We start from the raw sequence: 21,074 nt of genomic DNA on the forward strand, positions 1-21,074 counted from the left end.
TAAACCAATTGAGTTTTTATATTTTTTTGCACTAATCCCCAACAGGACATCTAAACCAAATTTTCATAGCCAATGGAAGACAGAGACTACAAATAGAAAGCCAATTTCTTCAAATCCTCCAAAAATGATGTTGTAATTTGTCCTGTCCCCGTCACAAAAACAAAAGCTCAATTCGAAAGAATTGAGCTTTTGTTTTATGTATTATAATAAACTGTTGTCAATTTTAATTAACCTTAATTACAACTTTCCCTTTAGCACGCCCGCTTTCTACATAAGTCATAGCATCGTTAGCTTTATTAAATGGAAATACTTTGTCTACTACCGGGCGTATAATTCCAGAATTGATGAGTTCTGTAATTTGATGAAGTTGCTCCCCGCTTGCTTTCATAAAAAGAAACGAATAATATACTCCTAATCGTTTTGCTTTTTTCTTAGTACTGTAACTCAGAAAAAACATCACTATTTTTAATACGGCATTGAGTCTAAATTCTTTTGCAAATTCCGGATCTGGTGGACCTGAAATTGATATTAGTTTTCCTCCCGGTTTTAATATCCGAAGGGATTTTTCCAGACTGACTGCATCTTGACTGTTTAAAACAACATCATAATTTTTAAGAATGGTTTCAAAATCTTCTTTTTTGTAATCAATAACAATATCTGCACCAAGGCTTTTTACCAATTCAATATTTGTAGTGCTGGTTGTCGTGGCAACAATAGCGCCTAAATGTTTGGCCAGCTGAATAGCAAAAGTTCCTACGCCGCCAGAACCTGCCTGAATAAATACTTTTTGCCCTTTTTTTAAAGCGGCTTTTTCAACTAATGCCTGCCAAGCTGTTAACCCAACTAACGGAATTGAGGCCGCTTCTTCCATCGAAATAGTTGTTGGTTTTAGTGCAGCATCATTTTCATTAATGGCAATAAATTCAGTAAAAGTACCTATCTTAAAATCGGCTGGACGCGAATAAACTTCATCTCCTATTTTAAACTTCTTTACTCCAGAACCTGTTTTTACCACAACTCCTGCCACATCATGACCTAAAATAAGTGGCATTTTGTAGGGAAGCATGGCTTTAAATTCACCACTTTTTATCTTAGAATCTAGCAGATTTACTCCGGTTGCACTTACTTTAACCAAAATATCGTTTTCTTGTAGTTTTGGCTCCGGAACTTCGACCAGAGTCATACCGTCTTTAGGTTTATAACTCTTTATTATAAATGCTTTCATATGATTTTATTAAGTGATTATTTTTGTAATAATTTATAGCTGTTTTTAGGATTAACTAAAGCATACGCTAATTGAGGAAAGAATCTATTTAACAAATACAAAACTTTTGTATCTCCTATTCGAATCGTATAATGATCTTTCTTTAAAGCATTAATAAACTCTTTCACAAACTCTTCTGTTGTTAGTTTTTTACCTGTTCTATCTGCAGTCATTTCGGTAGCAACAACTGGAGGAAGAAGTTCAAATACTTTTACACGACTGTTTAAAATCTGTAAATGTTTACGCAGCGATTCTGTATAAAAACCTAATGCCGCTTTACTCGCAGAATATGTTGGTTCTACAATTGAAGGTACATAACGAAGAAGTGAGGTTGTATTAATAATAGCGCTTTCTCTTCGTGATTGCAGCATATCCATAAAAAGATTATTTAAGCGAATTACGCCAAGATAATTAACCTCAATTTCATAAGCAGCATTCTTACTATGTCTTTCATCTGTAAGAGCTAAATTTAAAAGCGGACTTAACACTCCTGCATTATGATATAAAATATCAATTCCGCCCAATCCTCTTATATGATTGAAAAGAGCAATCGCATCTTCTTCCTTTCCGGCATCACTTTTTATAGTAATTAAACTTGAATGTGCTTTTTTTGCACTATCAAGCTTCTCTTGATTTCTACCCGTAATAATAACTTTTGCACCTTGCTGCAAGAATTGTTTTGCAGCCTCAAGACCTATTCCAGAACCTCCGCCGGTAATTAATATCACTTTATCCTTTAGTACCATAATTTTACATTTTCCTATTAATTCAATCTCTAATGAAAGATTTTGATCTAAGTTATTTTCAGTTTTATAATTTATCTGCGAACTTTTTTGATTCTCCAACCAAAACATCAAATTGATTTTTCTCTAATGCCAAGAATAATTCATCTGCAACTTCTGAAGGTGGAATTCCGTTTGCACCACCAATCTCAGCAGAAAATTCTGTATTCACCAAAGGTGGATAAACTTCATAAACATTTAGATTAGGATTTTCTTCAAATGAATCTCTTAAACCTTGTGTATAAAGATGTAATGCAGCTTTACTTGCAGAATAAGTTGGCAGGTATTTATTTCCTCTAAAAACTGCAATCGAAGTAATATTTACAATTGCTGCATCTTTTTGCTGTACTAAATGAGGCAATACCAATTGTGTAAAATCGATAACACTTAAATAATTCGTATTAATTTCCTGAAATGCTTTTTCGGCAGCATTATTTTTGCTGTCGCTTAAATCATTCATAAAGGCAGCACCGGCATTATTGATGATAATATTCACGTCAGGATATTGTGTTATTAATTCTTTTGCAATTCGAATACGATCTTCTGCTACAGATAAATCTCCTTGTATTGCAATAGCATTGTCTAATTCTTTCAATGCGTTTTGTAAACGTTCTTCATTACGCCCGTTGATGATCACTTTATTTCCTGCGGCACTTAATTTTTTTGCAAATGCTAATCCAATCCCAGCGCTACCGCCTGAAATAAATATTGTATTATTTGTTGTTTTCATTTTGTTATTTATTTAATTCTTAAATATTTAAATTATAATTTTATACTTTTTAGTATATTTTATACTCGAAAAAAAGATTGAAGGCTTTAATATTTCTTCTTTTAAAAACTAATAAAATATACCAAAAAGTTTATTTTAAGCCCAAAAAAAAGTCAAATTACAAACTGCTCTAATTCTTCTTTCAAATTTTTAATAAGACCTTGCATAGGTTTAGCAGTATTCATAGTTCTGCATAAAACTAAAGCGCCTTCAACGGCTGCAACTGCTTTAAAAGCATAGATTTCGGGTTCTAACTTATTTGTAAACTCACCATCTAAGATACCTTTGTTTAAAATTTCGACAAATAAATCCTGTCCATTTCTGATCACACCAGCCACTCTTTCTTTGATTATTGGAAAAGTATCATCTGACTCTACGGCCATATTAAACACTGGACATCCGCCTTTTATATTGGTTTCTAATGGATCTTTATAAAAATCTAAATAAGCAAAAACCTTAGTTTTAGCCGTTTTAGCTTTATTAATAGCCGCTACTAATCGCAATCCGTTATAATCAAGCATGTAATTTACTACCTGAATAGACAAATCCTCTTTACTTTCAAAATGCCCATAAAGACAGCCTTTTGTCAACTTAGCAGCTTCAAGTACATCATCAATGCTCGCGCCTGCAATTCCTTTTTGATTAAAAATAGGAGCTGCAGTTTCAAGTATAAATTGCTTTGTTCTTTCCGCTTTAGTTAACATTACTCTTTTAATTAGAGTGCAAATATACTAAAAAGTATATTTTAAAACACATTTTCAGATTTTTTTAACATACAACCGATAGGTTCTCAAATTTCCTTAAATCATTCATAAAATGGTTTGTAAATTGTAAACTAGACGTCACAAATTTAAAGCTTATTTCTTTCGAAATGAGCTGTTTTTTATTCGTAGCTGGTTTTATTAAGGAGTAAAAAGTTATAAATAATAAATAAACTTGATGACATTTTGATAGTTTGGATAACTAAAATGCTATGAAAATATACCATTTTGGTAATCTGAGAGGAACTGGCTGCTGGTTATTCCTGTCTGGGTTTTAAAAAATCGCATCAAATGTCCAGGTTCTGAAAAATGAAGATCGTAGGCTATCTCAGCAATAGTTTTTCCAGAATGTATCAGGTCATTCTTTATTTCAAAAAGCAGTCTCTGTTTTAAGAGCTCTGTCGCGGTAACATTAAACTGCTTTTTCACACAAGAGTTAATTGTAATCCTGCTAACATTTAATAAATCTGCATAATAGTCAATGCGTTGCTTCTGCCTGATATGTATTTCTACTAATTGTTTAAACTGGTAAGCGAAATTATTTTCTGCCCTATCTATAGAAAGATTATTTGCACCAGCATACATTCTGTTAAACTTCAAAAGCAAATAATAAGTAAGAGATCGTATGATATGAATACTGTCTGTTTTGCTATTAACAAGTTCGTATTTGATTTCCATAAGCTGGTCAAATGCTTTTTGAACTTCTTCCCTTCCACTACTAATATTTAAAGGATAATTTAATTGATAAAAATAAAGAAGCCGATACGTAAAGAATTTGTCCGAAAAAAAATCATTAAGAAAATTTTCCTGAAAAACCAGAACAGTATAATCCAATCCCTCTCTCTCCAAAGTCCATTGCCTTTTTTGAAAAGGAGAAATAAAAACAATTGTATTGTCAGTTATATTGATTTTCTGCTGATTTAAAATCAGGGATCCCTTGGCAGTCTTAAAAAGTAATATTTCAAAAAAATCAGTATTGTAAGTATCCCGCTCCAAATATCTCTCACTCAGCATATCGCCATGCAATACGTTGAGAAGCACTTCAACACCACATTCTGTTTTATGAAATTTAACTGTTTTCATTTTTTCTAATTAGTTAACCTATTGAAATCCGTTTCTTTTACTTTTAAGATTTGTTCTAACATTATAATTAAAGCAAATTTACAACTTCATTTACAAATTACTTCAAACCAAAAAATGAGCAGTAATTAATTACGGCTCATTTCATAAAAATAATTTCTTATTTATCTTTAATTTTACGAAAGCAGATATTCTTCTGTTGTAGTAATTTTTGCGTAAAAGAATTCTAATGCCGCCAAAAATGCATTATGAACATCCGCAGCTTTTACATCTTGATCATTTATTTGAAGATTCATTGTAGCACAGGCATCTCCAATTACTGTACATTCAAATCCATAATCAACAGCAGCTCTTGTTCCTGCGTCAATGCACATGTGAGTCATCATTCCCGCGATTACCAAATGTGTTATCTTCTTTGACTGCAGATATTCCAATAAATCAGTATCCCTAAAACTATTTGGAAACTGTTTCGTAATTACTTTCTCCTCTTCCAGCGGTTTTACATTTTCATGAATTTCCACCCCTTTTGTACCGGGAACAAAAAAGGGAACACCTTCTCCCGATAGGTGCTGAACATGAACAATAGTCCCGTTTTCTTTTCTAAAATGCTCTAATAGTTTCTTTGCGTTTTCACTTGCACCAATAGGATTTACAAGTTCTAATGCCCCATTTTCAAAATATTCTTTCTGTATATCAATTAATAATAGTGCCTTATTCATTTTATTTTAATTTTAAAATTTATATCTGACAAAATTAAAACTTAGAGTAATGATACCAGATACCAAAGCACTCCCAATAGATACCATTTTGATAAGTAAAGGTTTTTATAAATACCTGATTTGAAATTAAAAATAAAAAGTGACTCACGGTTTTGGTTTGGAATGATACACCATAATAGACAAACCTGAATTAAGATAACATTTTTACATCAATCCCCAACAATACATCCAAACCAAATTCTTTATGCCAATGAAAGACACGCTCTACATGTAGTAAGCCAATCCTGCATAAAATGGTGCAAAATTTGTCCTTTAAGGTCACAAAAAAAGACAACTAGTAAATAGTTGTCTCTTTTTTTACGCATTAATATGTAGATTTATTAAGCCTTTACAACCTAACATTTCATGGTTCGATTTAAATAAACCATCGCGGAACTATCCATACATATTCTTTATCTCCGACATAACAAAGGTACTTTGGGTGCTCCCTATACTTTCAACTGATCCCAATTTATTAAACACAAAATCCTGATAATGCTTCATGTCTTTGGCAGAAACTTTCATTAAAAAATCGTAATCTCCTGAGATATTGTAACATTCCACAACTTCTTCTATTTTCATAATATCACTAACAAACTGATTCCCAATATTACGATCGTGCTGTTTCAGTTTGATATTGCAGAAAACGATGAATCCTCTATTTAATTTTTCTGCATCCAGTAGTGCTATATACTTCTTAATATAACCATTATTCTCTAATCTTTTAATCCGCTCAAAAACAGGCGATGCCGAAAGATTTACCATTTTGGCAAGCTCTTTTACCGTGTATTTAGAATTATCGTGTAGTATGTTTAATAACTGAAGATCAATATCGTCTATTTGTTCCATTGAATGTTTTACTTTAAACAGGTTTAATTAATTTGTAATAACAGAATAAAATTCTTCAAATATAATCAAAAACAACACAAAAATCTTCTTTTGTATAAACCAAAAACATAGCATACTGCAAAGTTTTACTTTGACAGTATAAAAATTCACTAGTCATAAATAAAATTATACTTCTTTTCGGCGAGCCATACCCTGAGCGATGATACTAGCGGCAATCAATTGCAAGGCATGATAAAGCATGAGTGGCAGCAATACGATGCCGGTGATGGTACTGTGTTGAAAAAGTACTTTTGACATAACAGTGCCGTGTACCAATGACTTTTTAGACCCGCAGAATAAGACCGTAATACGATCTTCATCTGAAAAACCAAACAGACGGCTGAGTAGTCCGACACAAAAGAACACGGTAAAAAACAACACCATCATCCCTGCAGCAAGTCCGGCAAGTTCAAGGGCGGTGAAGCCTTCAAAAAGATGTTGGGAAAATGACTTGCAAAACGATGTGTAAATAATCGTTAGAATAACTGCCTGATCGAAATATTTGAGCTGCTTCTTGTATTTTTCGGCAATGGTGCCGAAACGGGAATTGAGGCTTATGCCAATGATGACAGGTAGCAAGACTTGCAGAATTAACTTTGTGCCGATTTGAGTGACATCAAAATCGCCTGTTGCAGAAGCTATAAACAGCCCAACCCAGAGCGGCGTAACCACTACTCCAATCAAACTGGAAATACTCGCATTGAAAATGGCTGCGGGAATGTTTCCCTTGGCGATGGAAACCATAACCACGGAAGAGGATACTGTAGACGGTAAAGCTGCCAGAAAAAATACACCCAGCCAAAGCAGTTCGAAGCCGTTATTGACAAACAACGGGCGAAATGCCAAAACAATGAGCGGGAAAAATAAAAAGGTTGTCAACTGAACGACAATGTGCATTTTCCAGTTAGAAAGTCCAGCTTTTAGTTTCTCAACACTCAGTCGCAAGCCATAAAACAAGAAAATCAAGGAAACGCCGGCGTTGGCAATCTCTTCCAGTGAAACAGGTTCTTTGACCATACCTGGCTTTGGCAAAAAATAAGCCATCAGAATCATGGTGGCTATCATTAACAGGAAACCGTCAAAACCTGCTTTTTTTAATACTTCTAATAATTTCTTCAATTTGTTTTAAATATTATTCCTCCGTAGAGTCAAGGTTACAAAAATATCTTGCGCAGATAAACGTGGATTCTTTAGATTCATTAGTCTGTCCGCAGAGTCACTCTGTTAAATTCTACGGACAGCAGGCTTCAAACAAGGAAATCCTATTCAAATTAGTACATGGAGACTAAATCCCAAGTTCTTTTCGTATAATTTCTGCTCCTGCGCTTAAAGCACTTAACTTGCCACTAGCTACGTTTCGAGATAGCGGGGCCATACCGCAGTTTGTAGAAGGGTAAAGATTTTCGGCATCTACAAACTCAAGCGCTTTACGCAGGGTATCCGCTACTTCTTCTGGTGTTTCGATAGTGTTGGTTGCCACATCAATGGCACCGACCATCACTTTTTTACCGCGAACAAGTTCCATTAAATCTAAAGGCACATTGGAGTTGTGACATTCTAAAGACACGATATCAATTTTAGATTTTTGAATTTTCGGAAAAATTTCTTCGTATTGTCGCCACTCTGAACCTAATGTCTTTTTCCAATCCGTATTTGCTTGTATTCCATAACCATAACAAATATGAACGGCGGTTTGACAGTGTAAACCTTCAATGGCTCTTTCTAATGCTGCCATTCCCCAATCGTTTACTTCGTCAAAGAACACATTAAATGCAGGTTCATCAAACTGGATAATGTCCACCCCTGCGTCTTGAAGTTCTCTTGCTTCTTCATTGAGTGCTTTGGCAAATTCCCACGCCAATTTTTCCCGGCTTTTATAATGGTCGTCGTACAAGGTGTCTACCATTGTCAACGGGCCTGGCAATGCCCATTTTATAGGCTTATTAGTCTGTTTACGTAAAAATTTAGCATCTTCAACAAAAACTGCTTTTTGACGTGCAATCTCACCTACAACCACTGGAACACTCGCGTCATAACGGTTACGGATTTTTACTGTTTTGCGATTTTCAAAATCTACACCGCTTAAATGCTCGATAAAAGTCGTTACAAAATGCTGGCGTGTCTGCTCGCCGTCACAAATGATATCAAGATCTGCCAATTGTTGTTCCTGCAGAGAAATGCGTAAAGCATCTTGCTTCCCTTCAAGTAGCTGATCGCCTTCCAATTTCCATGGTGACCAAAGTTTTTCGGGTGGTGCAAGCCAAGCAGGTTTGGGTAAACTTCCAACAATAGAGGTGGGCAATAATAATTTCTTCATAATAGTATAATTTTAATGCGTTGTAATCAATTAAAGGGTAAAATTAGCAGACCATTGTTCCAGGAGATTTTTGTAAGGCTTAATGAAATGCTCTTCTGCATATTTACCCTGTTCAACAGCCAATTGGCTGCGCTCTTCGCGGTCATAAACCACGCGAGTCAGTGAATAATCTTCGTGTTTAAGACTGGGTTGATAGATTTTCCCGGCCACTGAATTTGCATTGTAAATTTCAGCGCGATAAATCTTCTGGAAAGTCTCCATCGTGCTGATTGAGCTGATTAGTCCAAGATCAGTATAATCAGCAAGTAGATCTCCGGAATGATAAAAAGCCATCGGTGCTACACTATTCGGAGGCATGAAAAAACGAACTTTTAAGCCCATTTTAGAGAAATATTCATCCGTGATAGAATACTGATCCTGCAGATACTCAAAACCCAGAACCGGATGCTGATACTCCGTGCGCGTATAAGTTTTGTTGGTCGATACACTTAGACAAATGATCGGTGACATCTTAAAGTGCTCTTTATAAGTGGCTGAATTCACAAAGCACTTATAAAGTTTTCCGTGCAAATCACCAAAATTTTCAGGAATACAAAAATTAGATTTGTTTTTATTATGCTCGATCAATAAAATGCTGAAATCATAATCACGAACATAAGAAGAAAAATTATTTCCGGCAATACCTTCGATCTGCTGGCCAGTCTTGTGGTCAAAAATATTCGTTTTTAAAACTTCAATCAACGGCAGATTGTTAATACTATTCTTATCATCAATACGCATTGTTACTGTGATGATTTCAAGTTCTACAAGGTAACGATCCGCTTTTGGATTATCCAGATGAGCCAATGCATTGAATCGATTGTTAATCATATTTAAGGCATTACGTAAGTTTTGTTGGCGATTAGCTCCTCTAGCCAAGTTGGCGAAATTGGTTGTCAAACGCGTTTGGCTTGAGGGGTGATAGTTTTCATCTAAACAAGTACTCTCTAGTGTGAATGCAAAATCATTCTTGATTGTATTCTGGGTGTTTTCAATATCCTGCTTTTCGTATATTCCCCTATTTTCTTGTATGTTCGCTTTCATCTGATGACAACTTTTAGTTTTTTTACCCTGCAAAATTGAAAATAAAAGATTTAATATTTTGTATAAACTAAAAATTCAGATAATAATTCTTTTTCAATATACTTTTTAAGATTATTAATCTTTATATAAATATAATAATGAAGAAAAACAGATAATTATTCTTTAGGGAACCAGGATATGACTGATTTGAATTTTCCTACAGCAACTCAAGACTCGAAAAAGAAAACAATATATTTTATCTTTGACAAAACTTAAGATAGATATTGCAATGAATTTGATAGAAAATTTAAAATGGCGTTACGCCGCAAAAGCTTACAGCGCCCTTAAAGTAACAGAAGAAAAGGTTGATCAGATATTAGAAGCTATAAATCTTTCAGCATCTTCTTGTGGTCTGCAGTCTTACCGTATTTTTGTTGTAAGCAACCCGGAAATCCAAAAAAAATTAGGTGCTGACTCGTATAATGGACAGATTAGCTCCTGCTCTCATTTGTTGGTTTTTGCTGCATTTAATGACGTGACTCCGACTTACATTGACGACTACATGGCTATGACAGAAAAACAAAGAGGTCTTGAAGCTGGTGCTTTATCAGGATTTAGAAATGGATTGCATACCTATTTTAGCGCTATTAACACAGAGCAAAAAGTGCTTTGGGCTGCCAAACAGGCTTATATTGCACTAGGAACAGCACTTATTGCTGCGGCAGAATTGAAAGTGGACGCCACTCCTATCGAAGGATTTAATGCTTCTCTTATCGATGAAGTTTTGGGTTTACAAGAGAAAGGGCTGCATTCCGCAGTTATCCTTGCTTTAGGATACCGTGATTTGGAAAAAGACTATATGGCAACTACGAAAAAAGTTCGTTTGCCTATAGATGAAATGATAACGAAAGTCTATTAATGTTATTCGATATCTGACAAAAAAGATATTTTACGGGATATTTTTTTATCTTTGAAATTCAGGCTTTTTAAGCCAAATGGCTTTATCTTTGAGCTTTTAGAAAAAATGATATTCGTTATGGAACAGAAAATACATCAGGGAAGAAACGTAAAACGCTTTAGAGAAATGCTTAACATCAAGCAGGAAGCATTGGCTTATGATCTGGGCGAAGACTGGAACCAAAAGAAAATTTCTATGCTGGAGCAGAAAGATGTAATTGAAGACAGTTTGTTGAAACAAATTTCGGCGGTATTAAAAATTCCTGTTGAAGCTTTTCAGAATTTTGATGAGGAGCAGGCGGTGAATGTTATTTCTAATACTTTTGGTGATAATAGTATTGGATATCAGAAAAATGATAATCCTACTTTTAATCCTATAGAGCAAGTGCTAAAGATGCACGAAGAAAAAATTGCATTATACGAGCGTATGTTGAAAGAGAAAGATGAAATGATGGTGAGGCTTGAGAAATTGATTGGTAAATAAATCATTTATTAAGATATATAAAACAACAGCAGGTTTAGAACTAATTAAGCTCATAATTTGGATTTAATAAATCACCCCAAATGCAAAATAAGCCTAGTTTTAAATCTCTGAAAATAATTCTCCTTGTATACCTCTATTACATTTATCATTCCATGTCTTTTCCAGTTCATCAATGAAATTTTGTCTTTCATCAATTATCGCAATTCTTTCATCTAATAGTAAAAAATTAGGGATATTAGGTGGTTCAATAATTAATAAAGAAAATTTATTTATACTGTAAAATGTTTGTCTTAAATCCATTAGCAATCGTCCTAAGGCATTTTTTCCTCTAAACATTTTAGCATCAGCATCAGGAATCGCACCCCAAAAATTATCACTTGATGAATTTTCTACGATATTTTTTAATCCCGTTTCATTTAAAACTGAACCAAAGGAATTAAAGTTTTGAGCTATTTTTACTTGGATACACCATTTCATTACTTTTATTCTAACATTATCCCAATCATCACGGCTATTTTTTTTATTAGCGTTACTAATCATTTTCACATTCATTGGACTCGATTGATTGATGATTTTTTGCTGAATCTCAGGTAAGTGAGGAAACCTACAAGCTTGATAAAGTGCTTCAACTGTTTTAATCTTAACGTTGTTTATCTCTAATGGGAATCCGGTAGACATATTTGATAATCCTCCATACATATCGGTATTTTTTTTGAAGATACAGGAGTTATCGATAGAATAAATTCTAATCTCGTTTGGCTCTAATTGGTATTTCTCCTTTTTATTCATTTTTTTAAGTATGATTTCGCTCAAATAATGGTAACCAACTATTATTTTTGTACCAAAAAACCAAAGGTACATTATAGGGCACATTTCTCCAAGTAAATATTAATGTACCAAAACCTAAACTAACATCTCCATATAATCCATACCCTAGAGGTCTAGGTCTAAGTGTATTATATAAAGTTGGTGAAGAATTGTAAATTTCAATACATTTATTTAAGATTATTTTTTCAAATCTATCTCTATTATTTGGCGACGTAAAAAAATTTTCTATATCTGGTTTATTAGAAGGGCGAAAAACTATTTTCTTCCCATTCAAAAAACCTCTTTCAGCAATCTTTTCTTCAATTTGTTGTCGGCAATTAACTAGGAGTTCATTATCAAGATCTTCTTTTGGAAAGATAAAATCCATTTCTGAATTATCATTTACATTCTTATCAATTACAATTTCCCAAGCGTAAACATAACCAATACTGTAATTATCTAGTTCTCTGTAAATTCTTTTCTGGACATTTGATATATTTGGCTTGTGTACTGAGAAATATGACAGCACCAATTTTGCTTTATTTTGTTTGAAGTTTTCGAGGTTGGTTTTACCATTGACACTTATTTGGTGAAACCAACCTTTATCCTTAGCATCATTTTTTGTCATGCTTTTAACGAATGTGTCTCCAGTACAAAAAACATCATCAGCATAAATATAAAACGCCGGATTCTCATGATTACAATCTTTTGTATTTATTCCATATTCATGATGAATTATTTCATCGATGAATTTTAGCAATATCTTTTGACTTTTACCTTCATGCTGATTATCTATAAAACAGGACTGTAAAAGAAAATCTCTAGGATTTTCAAAATCGAATTCCTTTGTGAGGAATTCTATCATTTCCTTTACCATTTTCTTTGCATCAACCCTTGATATATATCTTTTTCCTAGAATATTTTTCATTTCTTCTAAAATAAAAATCCTATCATCTTCATCGAATTGTTCTATCCAAGTTTTTATAATTTCCTCACTCATCAATTTTTCTTCAATTCGATAATCCTGAATAATGTCATATATCTCTGTAATAAGTTGTTCCATTGTAGATTTAGGTTTAAAGATATTTTTAAGTTTCTAATTTATATTTTTAGTGTTTTTTATTTGAATTTCTATTTTATTATAGCTAGAATTAATAAATTAAGAAATATTTCAAACTTCTTAATTTTTCTTTCTAATTTTGAATAATCAAATCCTTTTGTGCGGCAATTTAGTTGATTAACAAATAATAGAAACAGGTATAATTACCCGTTTTTGCTTTAGAAAATTCATAAAAATACCTAAGCCCACCCCCGCTGGCGCGAGCGTCCCGCTCGTGAGGGTAAAGATGTCTCATCGAGTGCACGAGCGGGACGCTCGCGCCAGCGAGGGGCTTTTAGAAAAATAGATATTCGTTATGGAACAGAAAATACATCAGGGAAAAAACGTAAAACGTTTTAGAGAAATGCTTAACATAAATCAGGAAGCATTGGCTTATGATCTGGGCGAAGACTGGAACCAAAAGAAAATTTCTATGCTGGAGCAAAAAGATGTAATTGAAGACAATCTACTAAAACAAATTTCGGCGGTATTAAAAATTCCTGTTGAAGCTTTTCAGAATTTTGATGAAGAACAAGCTACAAATTTTATTTCGAATAAATTCTATAATGGTGCAATTGGTTTTCAGAAGAATGATAATTGTACATTTAATACAATTGATAAAATTGTACAATTATATGATGAAAAAATTGCATTGATATGAGCGCATGTTGAAAGAGAAAGATGAGATGATGGTGAGGCTTGAGAAATTAATCACTAAGTAATTATTTATAAAGATATATTAATTCTACAAAGAGGCTTTCTAGTCTCTTTGTTGTTTTATAACTATATTGAGTTAATTATCCACTTTCGTCTTTAACTATATTTGTATTGAAATGCAATTCCTACATATTAAAATTGTTTTTCTTACAGTTAATCGAATAACAATGCAGTTCAACGGCAAATGCGAGTTTAGCAATAAAAAAATTGCCAAATATTTTTGACAATAAAAAAATTGTTTTAATTTTGGCAAAAAATAAATTGTCATCTGCGACAATATAGTTCAAAAAAACATTTATTATGATCCATTCTGAATTAAACATATTGCTTAGGAACAACACGGGTAATAAATCCAAACATGATTTAATAGAGAGTTTTGTTGTAAGAATAAAATCATTTGAACAAATTATTACAGATCTAAAATCTAATAAAAAAACAAAAAACCACTTAATTATTGGTCAACGAGGTGCTGGAAAAACAACACTTCTATATAGAATAAAATATGCTATTGAAGATGATGTTGAATTAGAACCAAAAATAATTCCAATAATGTTTACTGAAGAGCAATACAATTTAATGGATATTGTAAATCTATGGGAAAGTATTTCAGAATATCTTGAAGACAGTAAAGGCTTTGAGGACTTAAACAATCAGATTTCTAAAATCACTTATAATAATATTAATCAAGAAAAACTTATATACAGCTTACTCAATAAAACATTAATTGAAAATAAAAAAACAATTATTGTTTTCTTAGAAAATATTGACTCATTTTTTAAAAAAATTGGGAAGAATGGTCAAGAAAGACTACGTGAAGTATTTGATAATTCAAATAATATAAAATTAATCAGCTCCTCAACTACATATTTTGAAGGGATAATTAAGGAAAACGACGCTTTCCATAATTTTTTTAATATTGTACAACTAAATGGCTTAAATGAAGATGAAAGTATAAATCTATTGTACAAATTAGCCGAGCAGAAAAAACAGACGGAACAAATTAAAGCAATAATTGAATTACATCCCAAGAGATTAGAATCCCTAAGAAGACTAACTAACGGAAATCCACGAATTATATCTTATCTCTTTCAAATATTTTTAGATAACGAAAATGGAAAAGCAATAACTGATCTTTATATACTTTTGGACGATATAACTTTTCTATACAAAGCAGAGTTAGATCAGTTATCTGCTCAACAACAAAAAATAGTCGATTCAATTGCAAGAAATTGGGATGCAATTTCAACAAAAGAATTAGCGCAAAAAACAAATATTGATAGTAAACACATTTCATCAATATTAAATACCCTTGAAAAAAATCAAATCATTGAAAGCATTCCTACAAACACGAAAAATAATTTATACAGATTAAAAGACCGATTTTTAAACATCTGGTATTTAATGCGTTTTGGAAAAAAAAGAGATAAAGAAAACATAATATGGCTAGTACGATTCTTTGACGCTTGGTGCGATAAATCAGAATTATCAAAGAGAATTGACTCGTTTATTATGAACCTGAAAGCAGGGCAATATGATGTAATTGCAGCTCTAGACATGGGGAATGTTTTTCTCTCATGTGAAAATGTACCGAACGAAATAAAATACAATTTATATCAAACCACTAAATCAATTTTACCAACTAAATTAATAAAACAACTTATTATATCTGATGCTTCATTAGATGAATCAATCAGAAAATTAGTAAAAGAAAAAAAGTGGGATATTGCTTTTGAAGCTTTAGAAGAAATAAAATGCTCCGATAAACAGCTGACTTTAGCGAGTTGGGTCCATTTAAATAAGGGAGATGTTAAAAAAGGTCTGGAAACTTTAGAAAAACTATATGAAATTAGATCACAAGGCGACTTAACAAAAGACTCTGCAAAAGAATCTGTAGGAGATCTTGCGATGTTAATTGCTGAAGTTTTTGATACTTTAAACGACTTTGAAAAAACAATTTTTTATTATAAACAATCTATCAATTTAGGCATTACAAAATCACTTTTTCAAATTGCAAATGTATATTCAAAACAATTAGGAGACTTGTCAGAAGCTGAGAAGTATTTCCGACTTGCGGAATCTAATAATATTGACGGAGCAGCAATAGCACTGGCCGAAATATTATTCGCAACAGGTAGATTTGAAGAAAGCCAACAAATAATCGTGTCCGAAATAAATAAAGGAGCTAAAGATGTAAAAAGCAGTCTTGCAACAATTCTTATTAAGCAAGATAAAATTGAAGAAGCAATAGATGTTTATAATGATGCCATAAATAATGGAGAAGATGAAGCGATTTTAAATTTAGGTAAGTTATATATATCTAAGCCTAATCCAAACATAACAAAAGCAAAGGAATTATTTGATAGAGCTGTTTCTCTTAAATTAAAAAATGCTTACCATTCCCTTGCAAGATTAAATTTAAAAGAAGATAACAATGAGGAAGCAGAAAAAAACCTGATAAAGGGAGTAAATAATAAGGAGGCAGAATCTGCCCATCTTCTCGCCCATTTTTGCCATGATCGAGGTGATGACTGGGGAAAAATTGAAAAACTATTTATAAAATCATTTAAGTGGGGAAAATATTCTTCTTTGCTTTGCCTTGCTCACGCAGCAATAAAAGATAAAAAACATAATCGAAAAAAGATAATTCTAAATATTTTTGAAAAAAACTATTTCAATATACAAAAGAAGCCTATACTACTTATTGCATACGCTAGAATTTTGTTATGGGACAATCAATATGATAATTCAATTAAAATTATATCAAATGTTGATGAAAGGATTGACATTATTCTTAATAGTAATGCCTCTGAGCAATATAAAGAAGATTTAATCGAAGAATTAACTATTTTCTTTATTGTATTATTAGCGAAAAATCAATTTAAGATAGCATCCAGTTTATTTTCAAGTTGCAAGACAAACTTTAAACAAATTTTAAAACCTGTATATTTTGCATTAATGAATTTTATGAAAGATGAATATCCAAATGAATATTTAAAAGCAGGTGACGAACTAAAAGAAACAATAGATGAAATAAATAAAAGAATTGAAAAATATAAGTTGATATACAAATAGGTACATAAAAGAAAAAGTCTAAAAGTAAACTTTTAGACCTTTATATGAAAGATTAATAATCCTTCCTTGATTTCAGAACTCAAAATTAGGATTAATATACTTCATAGACAAAATTTAATTCTTAAATTTTGTTAATACATCTTTTCTGTTACTATTTTAAAATAAAAAAATAATTTAAAATTAGTAATTATGATAACAATGTAACCCAATCAAACTTGGAAGGAGAAGCTATAGGCTCTCCGATGTTCTAAAATTAAAACAGATTTTTCGGACAGAATTGCTAAATTAATTGGCATGACTTAATATGCGATATAATAATTGAACTATAATTATTATACATAGCAAATTATTTAGTACTCAATTTAATATTAAGTAAACCTATAATTTATTCATTTTCTCTAATTCCAAAAACAAAAGACATGAATCCTAATTATTTAGAAATATTAAACGATCTTAAAAAAAGATCAAATCCTGAAAACATTGTTAATAAAAGAGCAATTTTAGAAAAAGCTATGTTTTCTGACAGCTCAATATTACCATATTCTGATATCACAGAATATATAAAACTAGCTATGGTAGGCGTACCTCAAGAATATACTCTAAAGAGCAAAGAGGCGGCAAAAAAGGTTATTGAGCATTTAAAAAAGAGTCACGGAAGCGACGTTGAATTTAAATTTCAAGGATCAGTAGAAACTAATACTCATATCTTAAGTGAGAATGATATTGATCTCGTACAGGTAACTAGCAAATCAAATTCCGTAGATAGAGCTGGATTAACGAAAGCTCTTAATGAATCTCATTTATTTACTCCATCAGAAGTTGTAAATCTAAAAAAACATTCGGCTAGTTTCTCCCAATATCAGGGTAATCAAATGTCAGATCTACGCTCTTTACGAATTAAATCAGAAAACGTATTATCTAAGGCGTATAAAGATGTTGATATATCAAAACCAAAAGCAATTTGTGTTAATGTAAAGAGTCCATTAAGAAACGTCGATGTAGTTACTGCAGTAGACTACAAAACAGTTAACTATATGAAAAAGGACGTAGAATACCGAAAGGGAATCCAGATTTATGACAAAGAAAAGGACAGTAAATTACCTTTGGAGTATCCGTTTTGGAGCATTAAACGAATTAATGAACGAGACATAATTACAGACAGAAGATTAAAAAAAATGATTCGATTTTTAAAAAACATCAAATCTGACGGAAAAAAAATAATAGGAAGAAAACCTCTGATTTCAAGTTTTGACATAAATGCTATTTGTTACAATATCCCAGTAATTAAGTATCAGTATTTACATTATTTAGAGCTAGTTCCTGTACTCTATCAGCAAATTTCAAAAATTATAGATGATGAAGATTTTAGAAATAATTTAAAATCTGTCGATGGTGAAGAATTCATCTTTAAAGACAATCAAGGAAAGGTAGAGGAACTACAATTCCTAAAAAATGCGGTTGAGAAAATAAATTTAAAAATTAAAATACAAAAATTATTAGCAATATGAAAAAGAGAATATTTATAGGTAGTTCATCCGAAGAACTAGGAACTGCAGAAATTGTTAAGGCTATTTTAGAAAAAGACTTTGATGTAACAATTTGGAATGACACAATTTGGGAAAAAGAAGTTTTTAAAATAAATAATAATTTTTTAACTGATTTACTAAAAGCTCCTCTCAAGTTCGATTTTGGAATTCTCATAGGATCTCCGGATGATGAGACAAAAAAAAGAGGTGAGATTGTTTTAAGTGCAAGGGATAACATACTATTTGAACTTGGTTTATTTATAGGGAGATTAGGCTTAAATAAGTGTGCTTTTTTAGTAAATGATAAAGTAGAAATACCATCTGATTTTGGAGGTATTTACCTCTCGAAATTTAATAGCTCTAATTTAGCAAATACCGTAAATCGGATAAGCAAAGCATTTTTAGAAAGTTCTCCCTCTGGAATAAATTTTTTTCCTTCCTCTACTTTAGCATTTGGATACTTCGAAAATTTTGTCAAACCATTATGTCTTGGATATTTCAGCAATGGATCGTTCAAAATTGATGGTGCCGATTATAAAGATTGTAAATTTAGGATCATGTTGCCTGAAAAATTATCGGAAGATGTAAATTTACAGTATCAAAAAATTAAACATTCAATGGGTGCCAAAGAAAAACAGATAGAATCATTGGGTAGGACAAGGACATACAATATTGATGTTAAAAGTTTTGAAAATGGAAAACTTGAAATTTTAGATTTTCCAACAACACTAACTGGCATAAATTATTCTATTAAAGAATTGTTACCTGATGAATATAAAAAATATGGCGAAGATTATAAAATAATTTTAAACCGTGAAGTAGAAAATTTTTCGTCAACACTAATAGATTTAATAAACAAAAATGACTTTCAAGAATTTGCTAAAATAGAATTTTTAAAGCAATAGTAAATAATACAATTTTTATTTATCCCGATCGCGCGGATTTGTAATCATAAGTGTTCGAAACCTTATTTTTATTTTTGAATTAGTTTTTAAAAACATATTTAATGCTCATTTTTATTAGAAAAAAGGACAATTTTTTGTTCAAAACTGAACTTAAATATTAATGGTTTTCATGTTTCGAACACTTATGATTTGTAATTCGTGCCTGCAAAGTATATCTTAACAGATTAAAAAAAAGAAAATACTGTTTTAACTAACTTACAAAAAACAAAATCCCATTTCAAACGAAATGGGATTTTGTAAAAACGACCTATTTTTTCCCTTTAAAAACTTTATAAAAAACAAATAAAATCCCCAACCAAATAGGAATTAATTCTACAGATATCTTCATATTCGTAATCCACATAATAGCTAAAATACCGAGTAAAAACACGAAACAGATGTAATTGCTTACCGGATAAAATATAGAGGCGAATTTAGTTTTTGTGTTTTCTTTGTCTTTCGCACGTCTAAATTGTAGATGGGTATACGAAATCATAACCCAGTTAATAATCAGGCAAGACACCACTAAAGACATTAAAATGCTAAAAGCCTCTTCTGGCATTACTTTGTTTACTACAATACAGATCGCTGCAAAACAGGAAGAAATTAAAATGGCATTAACAGGTACTGATTGTTTGTTTAGCTTCTTTAAAAACTTTGGCGCATTGCCTTGATCTGCCAAACCAAATAACATTCGCGAGTTACTGTATACACTACTATTGTAAACGGATAAAGCGGCGGTTAATACAATTAAATTAAGCACATTAGCTATAAGGCTGGTGAAAAATATTTTCTTACCAAAGAGCTCAAACTCCATTCCGTTTAAATTTTGAAAAACCATTACAAACGGACTACTGTCTGTAGTAATTTGCTGCCAAGGTGACAAAGCAAATAAAATGACCAATGCCCCAACATAAAATATAAGGATTCTATAAATTACCTGATTGGTAGCTTTTGGAATGTTTTTTTCCGGATTTTCGGCCTCTGCGGCGGTAATTCCAATGAGTTCTAAACCTCCAAAAGAGAACATAATCAGTGCCATTGCGGCCAATAAACCTTGAAAATCACCGGTTCCTGTTTTTTCAAAGAAACCTTTTGGAAAGAAACCTCCATCGTTATATAAATTATGAATCGTAGCGTGCTCTCCTCCTGTTCCACTTATCAGTAGATAAATACCAAAAAGAATCATGGCTATAATAGCGACCACTTTTATGATTGAAAACCAAAATTCAGTTTCTCCATACACTTTTACGGAAGCAAAATTCAAAGCATTAATAATCAGGAAGAAAAATAAACTGGATGCCCACAACGGAATTTCAGGCCACCAAAACTGCACATAAACTCCAATAGCTGTAAGTTCAGCCATACTGACTAAAATATACAAAATCCAATAATTCCAACCTGATGCAAAACCTGCAAAAGAACCACAATATTTATAAGCAAAATAGCTAAAACTTCCTGATACCGGTTCTTCAACAACCATTTCACCAAGTTGTCTCATTATAAAAAAAGCAATAATTCCGGCAATGGCATATCCTAAAATAACAGATGGCCCTGCTAATACGGCTGCCGGACCAATACCGAGGAAAAGACCTGTTCCTATCGATCCGCCTAAGGCAATTAACTGAATGTGTCGGTTCGTTAGTCCGCGTTTAAGTTGATTCTCTTGTACAGTATCTTGATTATTTTTCACAAATTAGATTTTTAAAGGGATTAGATGTATTCAGAAATGTATAAAAAGCGAAGATAAGTTAAAAAAGGAATCTTACAAAACATCGTTGCGTCGC

At 32.0% G+C, this 21,074-nt stretch carries 18 protein-coding genes and 1 pseudogene; 6 read left to right on the forward strand and 13 right to left on the reverse strand.

Features of this window, described 5'->3' with window-relative positions:
* Nucleotides 1-223: 223 nt before the first annotated feature.
* From ACHRV3_RS01255 to ACHRV3_RS01300, 10 genes are all read right to left on the reverse strand, one after another.
* Nucleotides 224-1,225: an NADP-dependent oxidoreductase gene (locus ACHRV3_RS01255; RefSeq protein ID WP_395434215.1), complete on the reverse strand. Its 1,002-nt coding sequence runs from the start codon at nucleotides 1,223-1,225 to the stop codon at nucleotides 224-226.
* Nucleotides 1,226-1,242: 17 nt separating this feature from the next.
* Nucleotides 1,243-2,118, reverse strand: coding sequence for an SDR family oxidoreductase (locus tag ACHRV3_RS01260; protein WP_395434216.1), 876 nt, complete (start codon nucleotides 2,116-2,118; stop codon nucleotides 1,243-1,245).
* A complete protein-coding gene (locus tag ACHRV3_RS01265) occupies nucleotides 2,075-2,776 on the reverse strand; it encodes an SDR family oxidoreductase (RefSeq protein ID WP_395434217.1) in 702 nt (233 codons plus the stop codon). The genes ACHRV3_RS01260 and ACHRV3_RS01265 overlap by 44 nt, the downstream gene beginning before the upstream one ends.
* Nucleotides 2,777-2,928: 152 nt before the next feature.
* Complete coding sequence (locus tag ACHRV3_RS01270; RefSeq protein ID WP_230001997.1) at nucleotides 2,929-3,519, reverse strand: TetR/AcrR family transcriptional regulator; 591 nt, start codon at nucleotides 3,517-3,519, stop codon at nucleotides 2,929-2,931.
* 267 nt (nucleotides 3,520-3,786) lie between these two features.
* Nucleotides 3,787-4,659: a helix-turn-helix domain-containing protein gene (locus tag ACHRV3_RS01275; RefSeq protein WP_395434218.1), complete on the reverse strand. Its 873-nt coding sequence runs from the start codon at nucleotides 4,657-4,659 to the stop codon at nucleotides 3,787-3,789.
* 173 nt (nucleotides 4,660-4,832) lie between these two features.
* Complete coding sequence (locus tag ACHRV3_RS01280) at nucleotides 4,833-5,375, reverse strand: cysteine hydrolase family protein (RefSeq protein WP_395434219.1); 543 nt, start codon at nucleotides 5,373-5,375, stop codon at nucleotides 4,833-4,835.
* Between the two features lie 435 nt (nucleotides 5,376-5,810).
* Entirely contained in the window at nucleotides 5,811-6,263 is a 453-nt protein-coding gene (locus tag ACHRV3_RS01285) for an Lrp/AsnC family transcriptional regulator (protein ID WP_047775354.1), read from the reverse strand.
* Nucleotides 6,264-6,428: 165 nt separating this feature from the next.
* Nucleotides 6,429-7,421 carry a bile acid:sodium symporter family protein gene (locus ACHRV3_RS01290; protein WP_395434220.1) on the reverse strand — a complete coding sequence of 331 codons (993 nt, stop codon included), beginning with the start codon at nucleotides 7,419-7,421 and terminating at the stop codon, nucleotides 6,429-6,431.
* Nucleotides 7,422-7,587: 166 nt separating this feature from the next.
* A complete protein-coding gene (locus ACHRV3_RS01295; protein ID WP_047775357.1) occupies nucleotides 7,588-8,619 on the reverse strand; it encodes a methionine synthase in 1,032 nt (343 codons plus the stop codon).
* Between the two features lie 30 nt (nucleotides 8,620-8,649).
* A complete protein-coding gene (locus ACHRV3_RS01300; protein WP_395434221.1) occupies nucleotides 8,650-9,702 on the reverse strand; it encodes a DUF1852 domain-containing protein in 1,053 nt (350 codons plus the stop codon).
* Between the two features lie 268 nt (nucleotides 9,703-9,970).
* Between ACHRV3_RS01300 and ACHRV3_RS01305 the strand changes: the two genes are divergently transcribed.
* Both ACHRV3_RS01305 and ACHRV3_RS01310 read left to right on the forward strand, forming a co-directional pair.
* Nucleotides 9,971-10,600, forward strand: coding sequence for a nitroreductase family protein (locus ACHRV3_RS01305; RefSeq protein ID WP_395434222.1), 630 nt, complete (start codon nucleotides 9,971-9,973; stop codon nucleotides 10,598-10,600).
* A 117-nt stretch (nucleotides 10,601-10,717) separates the two neighbouring features.
* Nucleotides 10,718-11,122, forward strand: a complete 405-nt coding sequence (locus ACHRV3_RS01310; protein WP_395434223.1) for a helix-turn-helix domain-containing protein — start codon at nucleotides 10,718-10,720, stop codon at nucleotides 11,120-11,122.
* Nucleotides 11,123-11,221: 99 nt separating this feature from the next.
* Here the strand turns inward: ACHRV3_RS01310 and ACHRV3_RS01315 are convergent, their stop codons facing one another.
* Together ACHRV3_RS01315 and ACHRV3_RS01320 are read right to left on the reverse strand one after the other, a co-directional pair.
* Nucleotides 11,222-11,911: an NADAR family protein gene (locus tag ACHRV3_RS01315; RefSeq protein WP_395434224.1), complete on the reverse strand. Its 690-nt coding sequence runs from the start codon at nucleotides 11,909-11,911 to the stop codon at nucleotides 11,222-11,224.
* A gap of 4 nt (nucleotides 11,912-11,915) precedes the next feature.
* Nucleotides 11,916-12,992 carry a hypothetical protein gene (locus ACHRV3_RS01320; protein ID WP_395434225.1) on the reverse strand — a complete coding sequence of 359 codons (1,077 nt, stop codon included), beginning with the start codon at nucleotides 12,990-12,992 and terminating at the stop codon, nucleotides 11,916-11,918.
* A 352-nt stretch (nucleotides 12,993-13,344) separates the two neighbouring features.
* Between ACHRV3_RS01320 and ACHRV3_RS01325 the strand changes: the two are divergent.
* The 4 genes and pseudogenes from ACHRV3_RS01325 (at nucleotide 13,345) to ACHRV3_RS01340 (ending at nucleotide 19,248) form a co-directional block, all read left to right on the forward strand.
* Nucleotides 13,345-13,750: pseudogene (locus ACHRV3_RS01325) on the forward strand (XRE family transcriptional regulator).
* Nucleotides 13,751-14,045: 295 nt separating this feature from the next.
* Nucleotides 14,046-16,817 carry a hypothetical protein gene (locus ACHRV3_RS01330; RefSeq protein ID WP_395434226.1) on the forward strand — a complete coding sequence of 924 codons (2,772 nt, stop codon included), beginning with the start codon at nucleotides 14,046-14,048 and terminating at the stop codon, nucleotides 16,815-16,817.
* 419 nt (nucleotides 16,818-17,236) lie between these two features.
* Nucleotides 17,237-18,325, forward strand: coding sequence for a hypothetical protein (locus tag ACHRV3_RS01335; RefSeq protein WP_395434227.1), 1,089 nt, complete (start codon nucleotides 17,237-17,239; stop codon nucleotides 18,323-18,325).
* Nucleotides 18,322-19,248 (forward strand): STING domain-containing protein, encoded by a 927-nt coding sequence (locus ACHRV3_RS01340; RefSeq protein ID WP_395434229.1) that lies wholly within the window; start codon nucleotides 18,322-18,324, stop codon nucleotides 19,246-19,248. The genes ACHRV3_RS01335 and ACHRV3_RS01340 overlap by 4 nt, the downstream gene beginning before the upstream one ends.
* A 307-nt stretch (nucleotides 19,249-19,555) precedes the next feature.
* Here ACHRV3_RS01340 and ACHRV3_RS01345 read toward each other — a convergent pair whose 3' ends face one another.
* On the reverse strand, nucleotides 19,556-20,980 hold the full coding sequence (locus tag ACHRV3_RS01345; RefSeq protein WP_395434230.1) for an amino acid permease: 1,425 nt from the start codon (nucleotides 20,978-20,980) through the stop codon (nucleotides 19,556-19,558).
* Nucleotides 20,981-21,074: the final 94 nt, after the last annotated feature.

The organism is Flavobacterium sp. FlaQc-49 (genome assembly GCF_044005985.1).
Classification (GTDB): Bacteria; Bacteroidota; Bacteroidia; order Flavobacteriales; family Flavobacteriaceae; genus Flavobacterium; species Flavobacterium cupriresistens.